17 protein-coding genes are annotated in these 16,091 nt (G+C 65.0%); 9 read left to right on the top strand and 8 right to left on the bottom strand.

The window, feature by feature from the left end; all coding sequences use genetic code 11:
• The first annotated feature begins 42 nt into the window (after positions 1–42).
• The 6 genes from soxC (at position 43) to AC1DT6_RS32420 (ending at position 5,904) form a co-directional block, all read left to right on the top strand.
• The gene (soxC, locus tag AC1DT6_RS32445) at positions 43–1,323 is read left to right on the top strand and encodes a sulfite dehydrogenase (protein WP_477102190.1); all 1,281 of its coding nucleotides are present in this window, start codon (positions 43–45) and stop codon (positions 1,321–1,323) included.
• Positions 1,310–1,906, top strand: a complete 597-nt coding sequence (locus AC1DT6_RS32440; protein WP_441629357.1) for a c-type cytochrome — start codon at positions 1,310–1,312, stop codon at positions 1,904–1,906. Before soxC ends, AC1DT6_RS32440 begins: the two co-directional genes overlap by 14 nt.
• Before the next feature lie 209 nt (positions 1,907–2,115).
• Complete coding sequence (locus AC1DT6_RS32435; RefSeq protein ID WP_441629356.1) at positions 2,116–3,042, top strand: TauD/TfdA dioxygenase family protein; 927 nt, start codon at positions 2,116–2,118, stop codon at positions 3,040–3,042.
• 68 nt (positions 3,043–3,110) lie between these two features.
• Entirely contained in the window at positions 3,111–4,145 is a 1,035-nt protein-coding gene (locus tag AC1DT6_RS32430; RefSeq protein WP_477115249.1) for an ABC transporter substrate-binding protein, read from the top strand.
• Between the two features lies 1 nt (position 4,146).
• A complete protein-coding gene (locus AC1DT6_RS32425; RefSeq protein WP_441629354.1) occupies positions 4,147–4,998 on the top strand; it encodes an ABC transporter ATP-binding protein in 852 nt (283 codons plus the stop codon).
• Positions 4,999–5,016: 18 nt separating this feature from the next.
• Positions 5,017–5,904 (top strand): ABC transporter permease, encoded by an 888-nt coding sequence (locus AC1DT6_RS32420; RefSeq protein ID WP_441629353.1) that lies wholly within the window; start codon positions 5,017–5,019, stop codon positions 5,902–5,904.
• A 58-nt stretch (positions 5,905–5,962) separates the two neighbouring features.
• On the opposite strand, the gene pdxR is transcribed toward AC1DT6_RS32420, so the two are convergent.
• A complete protein-coding gene (gene pdxR / locus AC1DT6_RS32415; protein WP_441629352.1) occupies positions 5,963–7,456 on the bottom strand; it encodes a MocR-like pyridoxine biosynthesis transcription factor PdxR in 1,494 nt (497 codons plus the stop codon).
• 132 nt (positions 7,457–7,588) lie between these two features.
• On the opposite strand from pdxR, the gene AC1DT6_RS32410 reads away from it, so the two are divergent.
• Positions 7,589–8,812: a benzoate/H(+) symporter BenE family transporter gene (locus tag AC1DT6_RS32410; RefSeq protein WP_441629350.1), complete on the top strand. Its 1,224-nt coding sequence runs from the start codon at positions 7,589–7,591 to the stop codon at positions 8,810–8,812.
• Between the two features lie 48 nt (positions 8,813–8,860).
• On the opposite strand, the gene AC1DT6_RS32405 is transcribed toward AC1DT6_RS32410, so the two are convergent.
• From AC1DT6_RS32405 to AC1DT6_RS32395, 3 genes are all read right to left on the bottom strand, one after another.
• Complete coding sequence (locus AC1DT6_RS32405) at positions 8,861–9,409, bottom strand: shikimate kinase (RefSeq protein WP_441629348.1); 549 nt, start codon at positions 9,407–9,409, stop codon at positions 8,861–8,863.
• 118 nt (positions 9,410–9,527) lie between these two features.
• Positions 9,528–10,349: a 3-oxoadipate:acetyl-CoA acetyltransferase gene (locus tag AC1DT6_RS32400; RefSeq protein WP_441629346.1), complete on the bottom strand. Its 822-nt coding sequence runs from the start codon at positions 10,347–10,349 to the stop codon at positions 9,528–9,530.
• Positions 10,350–10,382: 33 nt separating this feature from the next.
• The gene (locus AC1DT6_RS32395) at positions 10,383–12,266 is read right to left on the bottom strand and encodes a bifunctional sugar phosphate isomerase/epimerase/4-hydroxyphenylpyruvate dioxygenase family protein (protein WP_441629344.1); all 1,884 of its coding nucleotides are present in this window, start codon (positions 12,264–12,266) and stop codon (positions 10,383–10,385) included.
• Between the two features lie 131 nt (positions 12,267–12,397).
• Between AC1DT6_RS32395 and AC1DT6_RS32390 the strand changes: the two genes are divergently transcribed.
• Positions 12,398–13,165 (top strand): IclR family transcriptional regulator domain-containing protein, encoded by a 768-nt coding sequence (locus AC1DT6_RS32390; RefSeq protein ID WP_441629342.1) that lies wholly within the window; start codon positions 12,398–12,400, stop codon positions 13,163–13,165.
• A 68-nt stretch (positions 13,166–13,233) separates the two neighbouring features.
• Positions 13,234–13,581: a HigA family addiction module antitoxin gene (locus AC1DT6_RS32385; RefSeq protein ID WP_441629340.1), complete on the top strand. Its 348-nt coding sequence runs from the start codon at positions 13,234–13,236 to the stop codon at positions 13,579–13,581.
• Between the two features lie 350 nt (positions 13,582–13,931).
• Here the strand turns inward: AC1DT6_RS32385 and AC1DT6_RS32380 are convergent, their stop codons facing one another.
• From AC1DT6_RS32380 to AC1DT6_RS32365, 4 genes are all read right to left on the bottom strand, one after another.
• On the bottom strand, positions 13,932–14,204 hold the full coding sequence (locus AC1DT6_RS32380; RefSeq protein WP_441629338.1) for a hypothetical protein: 273 nt from the start codon (positions 14,202–14,204) through the stop codon (positions 13,932–13,934).
• Positions 14,205–14,252: 48 nt separating this feature from the next.
• A complete protein-coding gene (locus AC1DT6_RS32375) occupies positions 14,253–14,531 on the bottom strand; it encodes a PAAR domain-containing protein (protein WP_441629336.1) in 279 nt (92 codons plus the stop codon).
• Positions 14,532–14,617: 86 nt separating this feature from the next.
• Complete coding sequence (gene icmH, locus AC1DT6_RS32370; protein WP_441629334.1) at positions 14,618–15,850, bottom strand: type IVB secretion system protein IcmH/DotU; 1,233 nt, start codon at positions 15,848–15,850, stop codon at positions 14,618–14,620.
• Positions 15,851–15,864: 14 nt separating this feature from the next.
• Positions 15,865–16,091 (bottom strand): hypothetical protein (locus AC1DT6_RS32365; protein WP_477115248.1); only part of this gene is annotated, 227 nt, incomplete at its 5' end.

The following is a 16,091-nucleotide window of genomic DNA, read 5'->3' as shown; positions in this document are numbered from 1 at the left end:
GCATAGAGTGCGCCATTTTCGAACCGTGACCTTGGCGAGCCCATGACGAACAAGAACGAGAAGAACGCGCAGCCGCAATCCGGCCGGCGCCGTTTCCTGCGCCAGGGTGCAGGACTGGGCGGCGTGGCGCTTGGCGCCGGTGCCCTCGCGGCGGCTGCGCCAGCCACGGCGCGTGCCGAAGCGCTGACGGTGCCGCCGTGGACGCGCGCGCCCGGCGAGCCGGTGCTGTGGCGCGCCTACGGCCAGCCCGCTGAGTTCGAGAAGAACGTGATCCGGCGCAACCGGGGCGCCGCGCCGATGCCCGGCGCCAACTCATCGATGACGCCGCTGCAAGACCTGCACGGCATCATCACGCCCACGGGCCTGGTATTCGAGCGCCACCACGCCGGCATCCCGCTGATCGATCCTGCCCTGCACCGGCTGGCCGTGCATGGGCTGGTGGATCGTCCGCGCATCTTCACCATGGACGACCTGGTGCGGCTGCCATCGGTGTCGCGCATTCACTTTCTCGAATGCTCCGGCAATACCGGGCGCGAATGGCGCGCGCCGAGCGCCACTTCGGTACAGATCAGCCACGGCTTGCTGTCGTGCTGCGAGTGGACCGGCGTGCCGCTCTCCGTCGTGCTGGAAGAGGTGGGCGTGCAGCCGGAAGCGGCCTGGGTGCTGGCGGAGGGAGCCGATTCCGCGGCGATGACGCGCAGCGTGCCGATGGCCAAGGCGCTGGAGGATGCGCTGCTCGTCTACGCGCAGAACGGCGAGATGCTGCGGCCCGAGCACGGCTATCCGCTGCGGCTGTTCCTGCCGGGCTTTGAAGGCAATATGAGCATCAAGTGGCTGCGCCGCCTCAAGCTCGGGCGCGAGCCGTTCATGACGCGCGAGGAAACCGCGAAGTACACCGACTCGCTGCCCGACGGTAGCGCGCGCCAGTTCACCTTCCTGATGGACGTGAAATCGGTGATCACGTTTCCCGCGCCGGATCACGTGCTGCGCGACAGGGGCTTCCATGAAATCTCCGGGCTCGCGTGGTCCGGCCATGGCCGCATCCGGCGCGTGGACGTATCCGTGGACGGCGGCCGCAGCTGGCGCGAGGCAAAGCTGCAGGATCCCGTGCTCGACCGTGCGCTCACGCGCTTCCGGCTGTCGTGGCGCTGGGATGGCGGCCCCGCGGTGCTGCAAAGCCGCGCCATCGACGAGGCCGGCAATGTGCAGCCCTTGCCGGATCAACTGGTGGCCGCGCGCGGCTACGAGTCCACTTATCACTACAACGCCATCCAGGCATGGCGCGTGGGCGCCGACGGGAGGATTGCCAATGCGCGCGCCTGACACTCTCCGTAGATCCCTTGGTGCTGTCCTGCTGGCGATGGTCGCGGTGTGCCCGCGGGCACAGGCGCAGACCTATGGCCTGGGCCTGCTGGCCAGCGAGCGCGATCTCGCCGCATGGAATATCGACGTCACGCCCGATGGCGCCGGCCTGCCGCCGGGCAGTGGCAGCGTGGCGCGCGGCAAGCAGGTCTACGAAAACTTATGCGCCGCGTGCCACGGCATCAAGGGCGAAGGCAAACCGGCCGATGCGCTGGTGGGCGCGCAAGGGAGTCTGAAGAGCGCGCACGCGAATGGCAAGCCGCCGCTGAAGACCATCGGCAGTTTCTGGCCGTATGCGACCACGGTGTTCGATTTCATCAATCGCGCGATGCCTTACAACGCGCCGCAAAGCCTGAAAGCGGACGAGGTTTATGCGGTCACGGCCTACCTGCTGCATCTGAACGGCATTGTGCCCGCGGAGGCTGTGCTCGATGCGCGGACCCTACCGCAGGTGCGGATGCCGAACCGCGATGGCTTCGTTGCCGACGGCCGGCCCGATACCGCCAACGTGCCCTGCCGCAACGCCTGTGCGGCGCGACCCTGAGTCCAATGTAAAGACATGGATATGCGTTAAACGGATAAGCGGCAGCGATTTCATTCGTTTACCGCTGCAGGCCTGGAACTCTACAGTGCAAAGCTTGAGAACGAGCGGTGCAGGGCCCGGCTTTTGCCGGAAACGGCATCGCACCTGGATCCGATATCGGATCCGCACTTTAGGTCTTCCGTTTTAGGTCCCCCGCTTAAGAGCCTGTCATGACGATTGGAACCCACACGGCCTCATTCACGCTTGCTGCCGCCCCCGCCGTTTCAGCCGCTGCTTCCGGCAGCGCCGCTTTCGAGATCCGTCCGTTCGAGGCGCCGCTCGGCGCGGAGATCATCGGCCTGGACTTGTCCGAGCCGCTGTCCGCGGAAGACTTCGCGCGCATCCATCGCGCGCATCTCGACTATCACGTGGTGGTGTTCCGCGACCAGCGCATCACGCCGGAACAGCAGATCGCCTTCAGCCGCCGCTTCGGGCCGTTGCAGATCCATGTGCTGCATCAGTTCCAGCTCGCCGGTCATCCCGAGATACTGATCGTCTCCAATGTGCTCAAGGACGGCAAGCCGATCGGCCTGGGCGACGCCGGGCATTTCTGGCATTCCGATCTCTCGTACAAGGAAAAGCCCAGCCTGGGCTCGCTGCTGCATGCGCAGGAGCTTCCGGCCGAGGGCGGCGATACGCTGTTCGCCAACATGCACCTGGCCTGGGAGACGCTGCCCGCGCACCTGAAGAGCGCGGTGGAAGGGCGCAATGCCGAGCACACCTACCTGGCCAGGTACGCCGAGTTGCAGCAACGCAGCCCGTGGCGTCCCAACCTGACGCCCGAGCAGATCGCGCAGGTGGCGCCGGTGCTGCAGCCGGTGGTGCGCACGCATCCGGAGACCGGCCGCCGCGCGTTGTTCGTCAGCGAGCATTTCACCACGCGCATCGCCGGGCTGCCCGAGGATGAAAGCCGTGACCTGCTGGCGCAACTGTTCGCGCATAGCGTGAAGCCGGAACACGTCTATCGCCACGCATGGCAGGAGCACGACCTGGTGTTCTGGGACAACCGCTCGCTGCTGCACCTGGCCGCCGGCTGCCCGGAGTCGCTGCGCCGCGTGATGTATCGCACCACGATCGAGGGCGACCTGCCGGTCTGACCGGCACGCACGTCCGGATCATCCTGTCCCATACCGAATCCACCGAACCGAATCCACCGGAGTTCCGCATGTCCCTGCTTCGTTCCCGTCTCTTCTCCGCCCGCTGGCCGCGTGGCGCCGTCGCGCTCGCGCTGGCTGCCGGCATGGCGATGTCCGGCGCGGCCCGTGCGGAAGGGAAGATCCGCATCGCCGAGCAGTTCGGCGTAGTCTACCTGCTGCTCAACGTGGCGCGCGACCAGCAACTGATCGAGAAACACGGCAGGCAGCAGGGCGTCGATGTCAAGGTGGAGTGGACGCAGTTGTCCGGCGGCGCGGCCGTCAACGATGCGCTGCTGTCCGGCGCGATCGATATCGCCGGCGCCGGCGTGGGGCCCTTGCTGACGATGTGGGATCGCACGCACGGCAAGCAGAATGTGAAGGGCGTGGCGTCGCTGGGCAACTTCCCGTACTACCTGGTCAGCAACAATCCCAAGGTCAAGACCATTGCCGATTTCACCGACAAGGACCGCATCGCGCTGCCCGCGGTGTCGGTATCGGTGCAGTCGCGCGTGCTGCAGCTTGCCGCCGCCAGGCAATGGGGCGACAAGGAATTCAACCRCCTGGACAAGTGGACCGTGGCGGTGCCGCACCCCGATGCGGCCGCGGCCATCATCGCCGGCGGCACCGAGATCAGCGGCCACTTCGGCAACCCGCCGTTCCAGGAACAGGAACTGGCCGGCAACCCCAATGCGCGCATCGTGCTGAACTCGTATGACGTGCTGGGCGGCCCCAGCTCGGCCACGGTGCTGTACGCCACCGAGAAATTCCGCAATGACAATCCCAAGACCTATCGCGCCTTTGTCGATGCGCTGGCCGAGGCGGCACGGTTCGCCACTGCCAACCCGGAAGCTGCGGCCGACCTGTATATCCGCGTGAACAAGGCCCGGATCGACCGCGCGCTGCTGGTCAAGATCCTGAAGAACCCGCAGGTGCAGTTCAAGGTCACGCCGCAGAACACCTTCGCGCTGGCCGAGTTCATGCATCGGGTGGGCGCCATCCGCAACCAGCCGAAATCCTGGCAAGACTATTTCTTCCAGGACCCGGCCACTGCCCAGGGTAGCTGACATGGCCGTGCAGCCTTCCCCGCTACGCGTGGTTTCCGCGCGCCCCGCCGCAGCCACGCCGCTGTTGCAGGTCGACGGCGTCTCGCTGGAGTACCGCACCCGCGAGCGCGTGGTGCGGGCCACCCACCAGGTCAGCTTTGATGTCCATGCCGCCGATCGCTTTGTGCTGCTTGGCCCTTCGGGCTGCGGCAAGTCGACCCTGCTCAAGGCGGTGGCGGGCTTCGTGCCGCCGTGCGAGGGCGAGATCCGGCTGGAGGGCGTGCCCGTCAGCGCGCCCGGCCCCGACCGCATCGTGGTGTTCCAGGAGTTCGACCAGTTGCCGCCCTGGAAGACGGTGCGGCAGAACGTGATGTTCCCGCTGGTGCGCTCACGCGGCATGTCACGGCGCGAGGCCTCGGCATGCGCGCTGCATTTTCTCGACAAAGTCGGGCTGGCGAATTTCGCCGATGCCTATCCGCACACCCTGTCCGGCGGCATGAAGCAGCGCGTGGCGATTGCCCGCGCGCTGGCGATGCGGCCCAAGGTGCTGCTGATGGACGAGCCCTTTGCCGCGCTCGACGCGCTGACGCGCCGGCGCATGCAGGAGGAATTGCTGGCGCTGTGGAACGACGCCGCCTTCACGCTGCTGTTCGTCACGCATTCGATCGAGGAAGCGCTGGTGGTCGGCAGCCGCATCCTGCTGCTGTCGCCGCATCCGGGGCGCGTGCGCGCCGAACTCAACAGCCACCAGTACGACCTGGCCAGCCAGGGGGGCGCGGAGTTCCAGGCTACCGCGCAACGCATCCATCATCTGCTGTTCGACGAGCCGCCGCACGCCGCGCCGTCGACGGCACGCACCGCGCAGGCGCGCTGAGCCCCGCCAGGATCGACCATGAGCACAAGCACGTCATCTATTCCCGCCACCACGGTGGTCCGCGCCGAATATGAGCGCAAGCTCGAACCCTTCACCGCCTTGCCGGTGGCGCGCGCCTTGCCCTGGCCGCAACGCCTGTGGCAGCAAGGCTGGCTGCGCAAGGCGCTGATCCTGGCGGTGCTGGCCTGCCTGTGGGAAATCATCGCGCGCGTGCAGGACAACGACCTGCTGTTGCCGGGCTTTCTCGCCACCGCGCGCGCCTTTGCCGAAGGCATCGGCAATGGCGAGCTGCTGACCAAGGCGGGCATCTCCATGTCGGTGCTGCTGCAAGGCTACGCCGGCGGCATCGTGCTGGCCTTCGTGCTGACCACGCTGGCGGTCTCGACCGAGCTGGGGCGCGATGTGCTGGACACGCTGACCGCCATGTTCAACCCGCTGCCGGCCATCGCGCTGCTGCCGCTGGCGCTGTTGTGGTTCGGGCTGGGCAGCAAGAGCCTGGTGTTCGTGCTGGTGCATTCGGTGCTGTGGCCGCTGGCACTGAACACCTATGCGGGCTTTCGCGGGGTGCCCGACACCCTGCGCATGGCCGGGCGCAACTACGGGCTGCGCGGCTTGCGCTATGTGCTGCTGATCCTGGTGCCGGCCGCGCTGCCCGCCATCCTGTCCGGTCTGAAGATCGGCTGGGCCTTCGCCTGGCGCACGCTGATCGCGGCCGAGCTGGTGTTTGGCGCGTCGTCTGGCAAGGGCGGGCTGGGCTGGTACATCTTCCAGAACCGCAACGAGCTGTACACCGACCGCGTGTTCGCCGGCCTGGCCATGGTGATCCTGATCGGCCTGCTGGTGGAGAACCTGGTGTTCAAGACGCTGGAACGCGTGACAGTGCGCCGCTGGGGCATGCAGCACTAAGGCGGTATTGGCCCGCAACGGCGTGGAGCGGGCAGAGCGCCAGCGGCGACGACTGGCTTCAGCGCGAAGTGCGCTGTGTTTCGATCAGCCGGCACAGTGTCTGGATGGCGCCTGGCATGGATTCCGCGGGGGTATTGCCAAAACCCATCAGCAAGCCTTGCCGCGCGCTTGTGCACGGCGGCGCGAAGAATCCCGATAGCGGCGCGACGCCAATCTGTTGTGCCCGTGCGGCGGCTACCAGCGCCTGGTCGTCGCAATCATCGGGTAACTCCGCAAGGAGATGCAGTCCCGTGGTAGCGGTCAAGACGGACAGATCTCCACTGCCTGCGGCACTGATAGCCGACAGCAAGGCAGAGCGCCGTTGCGCGTAGAGCGATTTGGTTCTGCGAATATGCGTGCCGAGATGGCCGTTGCCGACAAATTCTGCGGCAGTGACCTGCAGCGACATCGGCACACGGTGGCCGCTGCCATTGCGCACTTTTTGCAGAATATCGATCAGATCGTCGGGCACGACCAGGAATCCCAGCCTCAGGCCTGGGGCCAGCAGCTTACTAAGTGTACCGATATAGATCACGCGTCCGTTGTCGCCATCAAGTGCTTTCAGGGCAGTCGTCGGCGCGCAATCGTAGTGGAACTCGCTATCGTAATCATCTTCAAGAATGAACGCATCGGCATCGTGGGCCCACTGCAAGAGTGCTAGGCGCCGTGCCAGGCTCATGGTGACGCCCAGCGGGTATTGGTGCGAGGGCGACACCACCGCAAGCTTTGCATCGGGCGCGCGCGAGCGCCCATCGAGCACATCCAGGCCTTCTGCATCCACGCGAATACCGACCGCGCTCACTCCGGATAGCAAAAGGCTGCGATAGGCGGCATCGTATCCGGGATTCTCCACCCAAACGCGATCCCCGCTATCCGTGAGCGCTAGCGTTGCGATCAGGATTGCCGCTTGCGCGCCGGGGGTAACGACGATGTTGTGCGAACGGCAGCTTACACCGCGCGCCGCGCCGAGATACTCCGCCAGCGCTTCTCGCAATGGCAGGAAACCTTGCGGGTCGCCATACGAAAAATCCGGCGGCGTGCGCCGGCGCCAGATGCGGCCCTCAAGGCGGCCCCATAGCGCGTAGGGGAATGCATCCAGGGCTGGCAGACCCGGGGTCAGTGGCCACGCCGCATGCGCGACCGACATTGAATCGGGACCGACCAGCAGTCGCGCGCGTGCCGACCCCATCGTTGCTTGCCGCGGGGCTACAGGCGTGCATAGCGATTGCGCCTTGTTGCCGATCCGGGCCGCCACATAGGTACCCGCGCCCTGACGCGCCTGCAGAAACCCCTCGGCGATCAGCTGCTCGTAGGCATCGGTGACAGTCATTCGCGACATGCCGAGTTCCAGCGCCAGTACCCGCGATGCCGGAAGCCGGATGCCTGCCTGCAAGGTGCCATCCGCGATGCCTCTGCGAAAAAAACGCACCAGTTGCTCGCGCAGGGATAGGGGATCGTCTTGTGACGGCAGGAAGCCGGTCCAGATCGGATAAGCAGTGGCGCGCGTCTTCACAAGGGCGATTTGGTCTGGTCTGTGTGTGCCTGGGCAAGCGCTGCAAAAGGCGCTTGGGTCACAAAGTGGTCTGATTAATTATATATAAGTGGATATTCAAAATAGACCATTTAGACCGCAAACTCGGGACCTATGCAACCAATCAAAGACTCAAGCACGGCCCCCTTGACGGCGACGGTCCGCCGATCAGACGACTTGCTGCATCCAATCGTTGCGGCGCTGATCTCGGTGATCGTCAACTACGGTGGGACCTTTATTCTGGTGCTCCAGGGCGCGAAGTCCGCTGGACTGAGCCCCCAGCTGACCGCTTCATGGATCTGGTCGATCTCGATCGGCGTCGGAGTGACCGGGGCCTGGCTGAGTTACCGTTATCGCGAGCCAATCATCACGGCATGGTCTACGCCAGGAGCTGCCTTTCTCATTTCAGTACTGCCGAATACGCCTTATCCGGAAGTCATCGGCGCCTATATGCTGTCCGCCCTTGGTTTTGTGGTGCTGGGGCTGTCGGGCTACTTCGAGCGGGTCGTGAAGATGATCCCATCAGGCATCGCGGCAGGCCTTCTGGCTGGCATTTTGCTGCGCTTTGGCATGGGTGCCTTTGGTGGCGCGGGCGTTGATCCGTTGTTGGTAGGCGCACTGATTCTCAGCTATGCAGTGCTGCGCCGCTTTACGGCGCGTTATGCGATCATTGGCGTACTGGTGATCGCCATCATGCTGTTGCTTGGGCTGGGGCAGGTCAGCTTCCAGAGTGTTGCGCTGAGTTTGGCTGCACCCGTGCTGACCACGCCAGCCTTCTCGCTCAACGCGGTGTTTAGCGTTGCGCTCCCACTGTTCCTGATCACGCTGACCGGCCAGTACATGCCGGGAATGCTGGTGCTGCGCAACGACGGCTTCAAGACCAGTGCCAATCCCATACTTACGGTGACCGGGCTTGGTTCCCTGCTGATGGCGCCTTTCGGCTCCCATGCATTCAATGTGGCAGCGATAACGGCGGCAATCTGCACGGGCAAGGAGGCGCACGAAAATCCAGCCAGGCGGTACATCGCCGGCCTTGCCTGCGGGGTGTTCTACACGCTCGTCGGTGTGTTCGGTACGACCCTGGTGACGTTGTTTGTGGTGCTCCCCGCGACTTTCATTACCACGCTGGCTGGCCTCGCCTTGCTGGGGGCAATTGGCGGCAGCCTCGCAACCGCGCTGGGCGATCCACGTGGACGTGAAACGGCCTTGATGACATTTCTGGCGACAGCGGCCGACGTCACGCTATTCGGGCTTGGCGGTGCATTCTGGGGATTGCTTGTCGGTCTGGTTGTGCATGGATTGATCCATGGCAGTTTCAGATGTTCCAGGTGCGGCTAATCCACTTTATACCCCGCCGCGACCGCTGCCACAGGCTGAGGAGTGGCCTTATCTATCGCCTTGCGGACGCAGCAGAGTCGAGTTTTCGAGCCCGAGCTTCGCAAGCACGCGTCCGGCGGCATTCGCCACGCTCTCGCCGTGCGGGGGCATGACCAGGTGCGCCGCCTCGCGATAGAGCGGATCGCGTACCCGGTAAAGGGCTTCCAGCGTGGCGCGCGGGTTGGGGCCTTGCAGCAGCGGGCGGTTGCGGCCGCGCCGGGTGCGCTGCCACAACTCCGCGGGTGAAGCGCTCAGGTAGATCACGTAGCCGCGCGAGCGCAGCATCTCGCGGTTTTCCGGGCGCAGCACGGCGCCGCCGCCGGTGGCCAGCACGATGCCTTTACGCTGTGTCAACTCGTCGAGCGTGCGGGTTTCGCGCTGGCGGAAGCCTTCCTCGCCTTCCAGCTCGAAGATAGTGGGAATGCGCACGCCGCAACGCGCCTCGATTTCGTGATCCGTATCGAAAAAAGGCAGCCCCAGCCGGCGCGCCACCGTCCGGCCAATGGTGGTCTTACCGGCGCCCATGAAGCCGATGAAGAAGAGGTTTTCGAAGTCCAAGTGTGGGGGGGAGCCAGCGGCAGGCTCCGGATTCGGTCTTCTCTACGTTAGCACGAGATGGGCGCCGCTCAAAACGGCACGGTGTTCCGTTGCTTCGGCGGCTTCGGTACAAGGGGCTTCACAGACCGAGCAGCTGCCGCGCTTGCGCGGGCGTGGCCACGGCGCGGCCATACTCCGCGCACAACTGCGCTACCCGGCCGACCAGTTGCGCATTGCTGGCGGCCAGCGTGTCCTTGTCCCAGCGCACGTTGTCTTCCAGGCCGGTGCGGCAGTGGCCGCCGAGTTGCAGCGTCCAGTGGTTGACTTCCAGCTGGTGCCGGCCGATCCCCGCCGCGGTCCAGGTCGCGCCAGGCAGCACCTTCTTCAGTTGCTCCACCTGGAACTCCAGGATCTCCTTGCGCGCCGGCAGCGCGTTCTTGATGCCGAACACGAACTGCACATGCACCGGGGGCAGCAGCAGCCCTTCCTTGACCAGGTCCGCCGTGTTGTAGAGCATCGCCAGATCGAAAATTTCGATCTCGGGCTTGATGTGGTAATCGCGCATGGCCTTGGCCAGCGCGCGCACGAAATCGGGCGGGTTTTCGTAGACCGTGGTGGGGAAGTTGACCGAGCCGGTGGCCAGCGAGGCCATGTCGGGGCGCAGGTCGAGCATGGCGCCGCGCTGCTCCATGGCGCGTCCGCGTCCGCCGGTGGAGAACTGCACGATCATGCCGGGGCAGTGCTTGCGGATGCCGTCCTGCAATTGCGCGAAACGCGCGGGGTCCGAACTGGAGTTCCCGGCTTCGTCGCGCACGTGCAGGTGGACCAGCGTGGCGCCCGCCTCGAAGCTCTCGTGCGTGCTCTCGATCTGCTCCGCGACGGAGATGGGGATGGCGGGGTTGTCCGTCTTGCGGGGGACCGAGCCGGTGATGGCCACCGAGATGATGCAGGGTTCTTGCATTTGAAACTCCGGGGAACGATTGTGGTGCCCGCCTCAGGCGGGCCGGGCCTTGTGGTTGCGGCTGGCCAGGGCTTGGGCCGCCATGCGCAGCGAGGCGTTGGCCGCGCCGAAGCCGAGGTAGCCGTCGCGCTGCACCAGCTCGAAGAAGAAGCGGTCGTGGAAGGGCTCGGTGTAGGCGTGCAGGAATTCGCCGCCGGCATCCTTGTCGTAGAGCAGTTGCTGCCGGCGCAGGCGCTCCAGCAGCGCGTCGTCCAGTCCGAGCCGCGCGCCGACATCGTCGTAGTAGTTGTCGGGCACGTGGAGCATGGCGGCCTCGGCGGGAACGATGCGCTCCAGCGTGGCGCTCAGGCCGGGCGTACGGAAGGCAATGTGGTGGATGCCCGAGCCGGCATAGGCCGTGACGAACCTGCCGGTGGCGGTGCGGCTGCTTTCCGAGACGTTGAGCGGAATCCGGATGTTCTGCTCCGGGCTGACCATGGCGCGGCTTTTCACCAGTCCGTACGGGTCGGCGATCTCGTGCAGCGCCTCGGCCTGCAGGCCGAACACCGTCTTGTAGAACAATACGAAGCTGTCGAGCCGGTGCGGTGGCAAGGCCTGGGCGATATGGTCGATGGCCGTGAGGCCCGCGCCTGTGTCGTCGGCGCAGCCGGGTTCCAGCACGAAGTCGCTCTCGTAGATGCTGCGGTCCGAGTCCTTCTCGTCGATCAGGTAGAACAGCATGCCGTCCGGCGCGCGCACCGCGGGAATGCTGCGCTCGTCCGGGCCGATGGGCTCGCGCCATTCCTTGCACAGCAAGGCCCGCGCACGCGAGACGGCGCGCTGGGCGTCGTCCACCTTCAGCCCGAGCGCGCAGACGGAAGGCCCGTGAAGCTGGAAGTGCTCCGCGGCGGCGCTGTCCTGCTCGGCGTTGAGGATGATATTGACGCCGCCCTGGCGGTACAGGTCCACCGCCTTGGAGCGGTGGCGGCCGGCGTGGCTGAAGCCCAGCGAACGCAGCCGCGTGCCCAGTTCCCGTCCGGCTACATAGTCCACCGCGAATTCCAGGAAGTCGACGCCGCCGAAATGCGGCGCGGCTGGCAGGGCGGGGCCCCCGGCTTCGGATTCGAGCCAGATCAGCGAGCGCAGGCCATCCTGCGCGGTCAGGCGCGCGGGCGCCGCGCGGAATTCGTCGTTGAAGATCTCCAGCGACAGTGGTCCGCGATAGCCCGCGCCGATGGCCGCGCGTGCAAACTCGGTCACGGCGAGATCGCCCTGGCCGGGAAAGTTGCGGTAGTGCCGGCTCCACGACAACACGTCCATGCTCATGCGGGGCGCATCGGCCAGTTGCACGAAGAACAGCTTCTCCGCCGGCACTTCGTCGATGCCTTCCAGCGTGTCGCCCAGCGAGAGCGTGTGGAAGCTGTCCAGGATCAGGCCCAGCGCGGGGTGGTCGGCCCGCCGCACGATATCCCATGCCTGCCGCCACAGCCTGGTGTGCCGGGCCCAGGCCAGCGCCTCGAAGCCCACCAGGAGCCCGCGCTTCGCCGCGGCTTCGGCCATGGCGCGCAGGTCGGCGGCGGCGCGCGCGGGATCGTCGATGGCGATGCCCTGCACATTGCTGCAGACCAGCACCATGCGCGCGCCCAGTTCCTCCATCACGTCGAACTTGCGTTCAGCGCGCGCCATGTTGCGGGCGCGGAATTCGTCGGGCATCGCCTCGAAATCGCGGAAGGGCTGGTACAGCGGGATATCCAGGCCGAGATCGGCCGCGATGCGGCGCACATCGGCAGGGGAGCCATCGAAATTCAACAGGTCGTTCTCGAAGATTTCGACGCCATTGAAACCGGCCGCGGCGGCCGCTTCCAGTTTTTCCGGCAAGGTGCCGGACAGCGATACGGTGGCGATCGATTTCGGATGGCGCCAGGCTGCGGTTTGCATGTCAGATCCTGCGTGCTTCGTGTAGGGGAAGGTTAGGACCGATCTGACGCAGCAACAAGCGCAATCCGCGCGCATACGTGCGATAATCGCGCCATTGAGAGCGACTGGCGCTCGGAACTAGGGTTATCGCTATGGATAAAGAACCGCTGAACCGGCGCGACTGGATTGCCGGACTGGAAAAGGGCCTGGCCATCCTGGAGGCCTTCGATAACGATCATCCGCGCCTGACGCCGACGCAGGCGGCCCAGCTGACGGGCCTCACACGTACCGCGGCACGACGTTATCTGCTCACCCTGGAGCATCTGGGCTATACCACCAGCGACGGCACGCTGTTCAGCCTGACCCCCCGCGTGCTCAAGGTGGGCTGGTCCTACTTCGACTCGGCGCGCCTGCCGCGCACGGTGCAGCCTTTCCTGCAGCAGATCACGGCGGCGGTCGGCGAGCCGGCGTACCTGAGCGTGCTGGATGCATGGGAACTGGTGTTTATCTGCCGTACGGGTACGAGCCGGGTGATGAATACGGGTTTTGTGCTGGGTGCGCGCGTGCCGGCGCCGCTGGCTTCCGCCGGCGTGATGATGCTGGCCTCGGAGCCTGAGGACAGGGTCAAGGCGTGGCTGGAAGACGTCGTGCTGACGCCGTACACGCCGTACACGATCATGCAGCAGGACCGGCTGCTGGCCGAGATCAGGAAGGCGGGCGCGCAGGGTTATGCGCTGGTCGAGCAGCAGTTGCAGATCGGCGTGCGGGGGGTGGCGGTGCCGCTGCGGGATCGCCATGGGAAAGTGATCGCCGCGCTGAGCGTGAATATGCAGATCGGGGAGGAGAGCGCGGAGCAGGCGCTGGAGCGGGTGTTGCAGGTTTTGCAGGATACGGCGATATCGATCATGCGGGTGTTGTGAGCAACCAGGCGCGCCGCAAGAGTGTGTGTTTGCCGGCCAACTGACTATCACTGACCACCGAGGCCACCATGACAATCAAACGTGCGGACCTTAACAAGGTCGACCTCTCGGATGTCGCAACCGGTGAAACGATCGAGCCGGCACACCCGGGAGAAATCCTGCGCGAGGACTTCCTCGTTCCACTCAATATGTCCGCGAATGCGCTCGCGGTGGCCCTGCACGTGCCGGCACCGCGCATCAACGACATCGTGCGCTGCCGCCGCACCATTTCGCCGAATACTGCGCTGCGCCTGACGCGGCACTTTGGCACCACGCCTGAATTCTGGACGAATCTGCAAGCGACCTATGACTTGCGCGTTGCGCAAGCGGCCGCCGGCGAAGCGATAGCTCGCGAGATTGCGCCGCTGGCGGCGTGATGGATCCACTCACTCCCCACCATCCCCCAACGCCRTCGCCAGCACATGCGGCCCTTCGGTAAGCTGCGCTTTCAAAAAATCGATGCACACCCGCATCTTGGCCGACCCCGAAGCCCGCGCGGTCGTCACCGCCCACACATCGGCTGGTTGCCGGTCAGCCGGCAGCACCCGCACCAGCGCATCGTTTCCTGCGGCAGATCACAGCGGCGGCCAGCTCGGCAGCGCAACTTCTTATCGCCTGACAGGCCCACGGTCAGTGCCGCGCTTTCCCATGGCTCGGATTTCACCCGCCGACGAACCGTCCGCTCGTTGGGCCAACTGGTTGATCCCGGGCGAGCCAGTCCTGCACTTCACTGTCCAAGGCCGGCAGTTGGCGAATGCCGCATCACGCATGTCCCTAGCGACTCACCGGTCTGCAGGCAGTCCCACAAGGGTTGCAGGAGCGAGCCCACTAGGAAGCCGAACAACAGGGCGGCGATGACATAGGCACCAACACGGTCGCGGGGCGGATCGGCGCGATTGAACCAGGCGCCGATCCGGCGCAGCCCATAACCGGCCAGATAGATCGCCGGAAACAGGAGGGCGGAGAACACGGATATGATGCCGAATGCGAAATACTGCATGCTTGTTTCCTTGAGTTTGGGAAGGTGCGTAGAGCGTATCGAGCCAAGTCAGCCTGCCATGGCGTCCGAACTGCCGATCAGCACGCAGCCGCATTCGGTGCCATCGCCTTCGCAGGCAGCGGGACGCTCGCCAATCATCAGGCCGGAGGTCGCTTCGATGATCTTGTTGATGCCGTGCGGCCGCCCGTCCGGGTAGTGCTGGGGGCAGTCCACCAGATCGCCCAGGCGGGCCATCGGCTGGCCGTCCAGCAGGTCCACCTCGGACCCGGTAGCGACCACGCCGTCGTGGCTGGTCTTGTCGCCCTTCTTGATGAGTCTGCGTTGCATCCTGTGTTCTCCTGAACTGGCTTATTGGGTGACGACCACTTCGACGCGGCGGTTGGTGGCGCGTGCGGTTGCGGTGGCGTTGTCCGTCAACGGCTCGCTATCCCCCTTGCCGACGGCTTCCAGCCGCTCCTTGGCGACGCCCTGCTGGCGAGGTATTCGCTGACCACGGTGGCGCGCTCCTCGGACAGTGCCTGATTCGATGGGTAGCGGGCGCTCTTGATCGGCTGGTTGTCACTATGGCCGATGATCTGCACCGTGCCCTCCACCTTGTTGAACTCGGCGGCCAGCTTATCGAGCGCTGGTAATAGTTTCCTGCGTACCTCGGCCTGGCCTGCGCCAAACATATCGTCGCCCCGAAACACCACGGTGCTGCGGCGGTAATCGTCCTTGACGGCCACCACACCGCGCGCAATCTCGTCCTTCAAGCGCTCTGTGAGCCGTAGTGGCATGGGCGGGGGCGGTGGCTTCATGTTGCCGATGTCCGTGAGTATTTGCAGCACTTCGCGCTGTTTGACCAACAGCTGATATTTGAACGAGATGAACATTCCGAGGAGGATCACCGAGGATAGCGCTACGGTGATCCAGACAGGTATGACGCGCAGCGGGGGGAAGCGGCCAGGCGGTGCGGGCTTCCAGTGGGGCGACAGTGCTTTCGGTACGGGGCCGCGATGCTGTAGCAGCAGGTCGTACAGCCGCCGGCGAATGGCATTGATACGCTGTGTTCCATCTGGCATCTTGCAATAGCGGCCTTGGAATCCCAGTGACAGCAGGATGTACATCACCTCGATGACGTCGATGTTCTCCGTCGGGTTTTTCAGCAGCCGGGCCAGCAGCTGAAAGAAGCGCTCGCCGCCCCGGTTGTCCTGATGGTGCAGGACCAGCAAGCTGTTCGTCGTCCACCAGCCTTGCCCCCAATCGTGCCGCTGAACGCCTTCATCGATGGCGCTGCAGAGGCAATAGTGCGCAGCGACAATATGTTCGTGCTTGATGTTCGCCCGTTCGGCCAGTTCCTGGAAATCCTTCAACTCCGCTGTCACGATGTCATGGAGATGCGGAACCATCTCCCGATCCTTCACCGGCGGCATCTCCGCAACAGCGAGAGCGAGTGGCCAGGCGGCTTCCATCAGTGGATTCGGCGCCGACAGCATCGTCTTCAAGCGCTGTTCCATGGTGGGTGGCGGCCGAATCACGCGCCTCTTCGGCCTGGGTTCTTCCGAATTGATAGCGGCTGGTTTGCCGTCATTACTCAGTGCTTGTGCCATGCCACTGGCTGAGGGCGGCGTGTCCGTCGCGGGTTCGGGCTTCTTCTGCGCGTCCATGGTCAACGTCTCCCTCAATCCGCCGGCGTAACCGGGTATGGCGCATCCGTCACGGTGTAGCCAAGATCGCGCAGCTTCTGCTTGACGAGTTCACGCTGTTCCTTGGTGTAGGTGACGTGTTCCTCGATCTTGAACGGCAGGTCCAGTTTCAGTGTCTTGGCGATGATGTTCAGCGCGTAGTCGCGTGCGCGGCAATAGCGCTGTTCTTCGGGTGTCATGGCCTGCTCGACGCCTGCTCGAC

The sequence above is a fragment of the Cupriavidus sp. 01L45 genome (assembly GCF_056399885.1).
Note: the sequence above shows the minus strand (reverse complement) of the source record. Positions and strands in the feature narration are given on the sequence as shown.

What these genes read in the sequence shown, in the direction of transcription:
- soxC (WP_477102190.1), top strand. Translation starts at nt 43, where the DNA reads ATGACGAACAAGAACGAGAAGAACGCGCAGCCGCAATCCGGCCGGCGC.
- AC1DT6_RS32440 (WP_441629357.1), top strand. Translation starts at nt 1,310, where the DNA reads ATGCGCGCGCCTGACACTCTCCGTAGATCCCTTGGTGCTGTCCTGCTG.
- AC1DT6_RS32435 (WP_441629356.1), top strand. Translation starts at nt 2,116, where the DNA reads ATGACGATTGGAACCCACACGGCCTCATTCACGCTTGCTGCCGCCCCC.
- AC1DT6_RS32425 (WP_441629354.1), top strand. Translation starts at nt 4,147, where the DNA reads ATGGCCGTGCAGCCTTCCCCGCTACGCGTGGTTTCCGCGCGCCCCGCC.
- AC1DT6_RS32420 (WP_441629353.1), top strand. Translation starts at nt 5,017, where the DNA reads ATGAGCACAAGCACGTCATCTATTCCCGCCACCACGGTGGTCCGCGCC.
- AC1DT6_RS32410 (WP_441629350.1), top strand. Translation starts at nt 7,589, where the DNA reads ATGCAACCAATCAAAGACTCAAGCACGGCCCCCTTGACGGCGACGGTC.
- AC1DT6_RS32400 (WP_441629346.1), bottom strand. Translation starts at nt 10,349, where the DNA reads ATGCAAGAACCCTGCATCATCTCGGTGGCCATCACCGGCTCGGTCCCC.
- AC1DT6_RS32395 (WP_441629344.1), bottom strand. Translation starts at nt 12,266, where the DNA reads ATGCAAACCGCAGCCTGGCGCCATCCGAAATCGATCGCCACCGTATCG.
- AC1DT6_RS32390 (WP_441629342.1), top strand. Translation starts at nt 12,398, where the DNA reads ATGGATAAAGAACCGCTGAACCGGCGCGACTGGATTGCCGGACTGGAA.
- AC1DT6_RS32385 (WP_441629340.1), top strand. Translation starts at nt 13,234, where the DNA reads ATGACAATCAAACGTGCGGACCTTAACAAGGTCGACCTCTCGGATGTC.
- AC1DT6_RS32380 (WP_441629338.1), bottom strand. Translation starts at nt 14,204, where the DNA reads ATGCAGTATTTCGCATTCGGCATCATATCCGTGTTCTCCGCCCTCCTG.
- AC1DT6_RS32375 (WP_441629336.1), bottom strand. Translation starts at nt 14,531, where the DNA reads ATGCAACGCAGACTCATCAAGAAGGGCGACAAGACCAGCCACGACGGC.
- icmH (WP_441629334.1), bottom strand. Translation starts at nt 15,850, where the DNA reads ATGGACGCGCAGAAGAAGCCCGAACCCGCGACGGACACGCCGCCCTCA.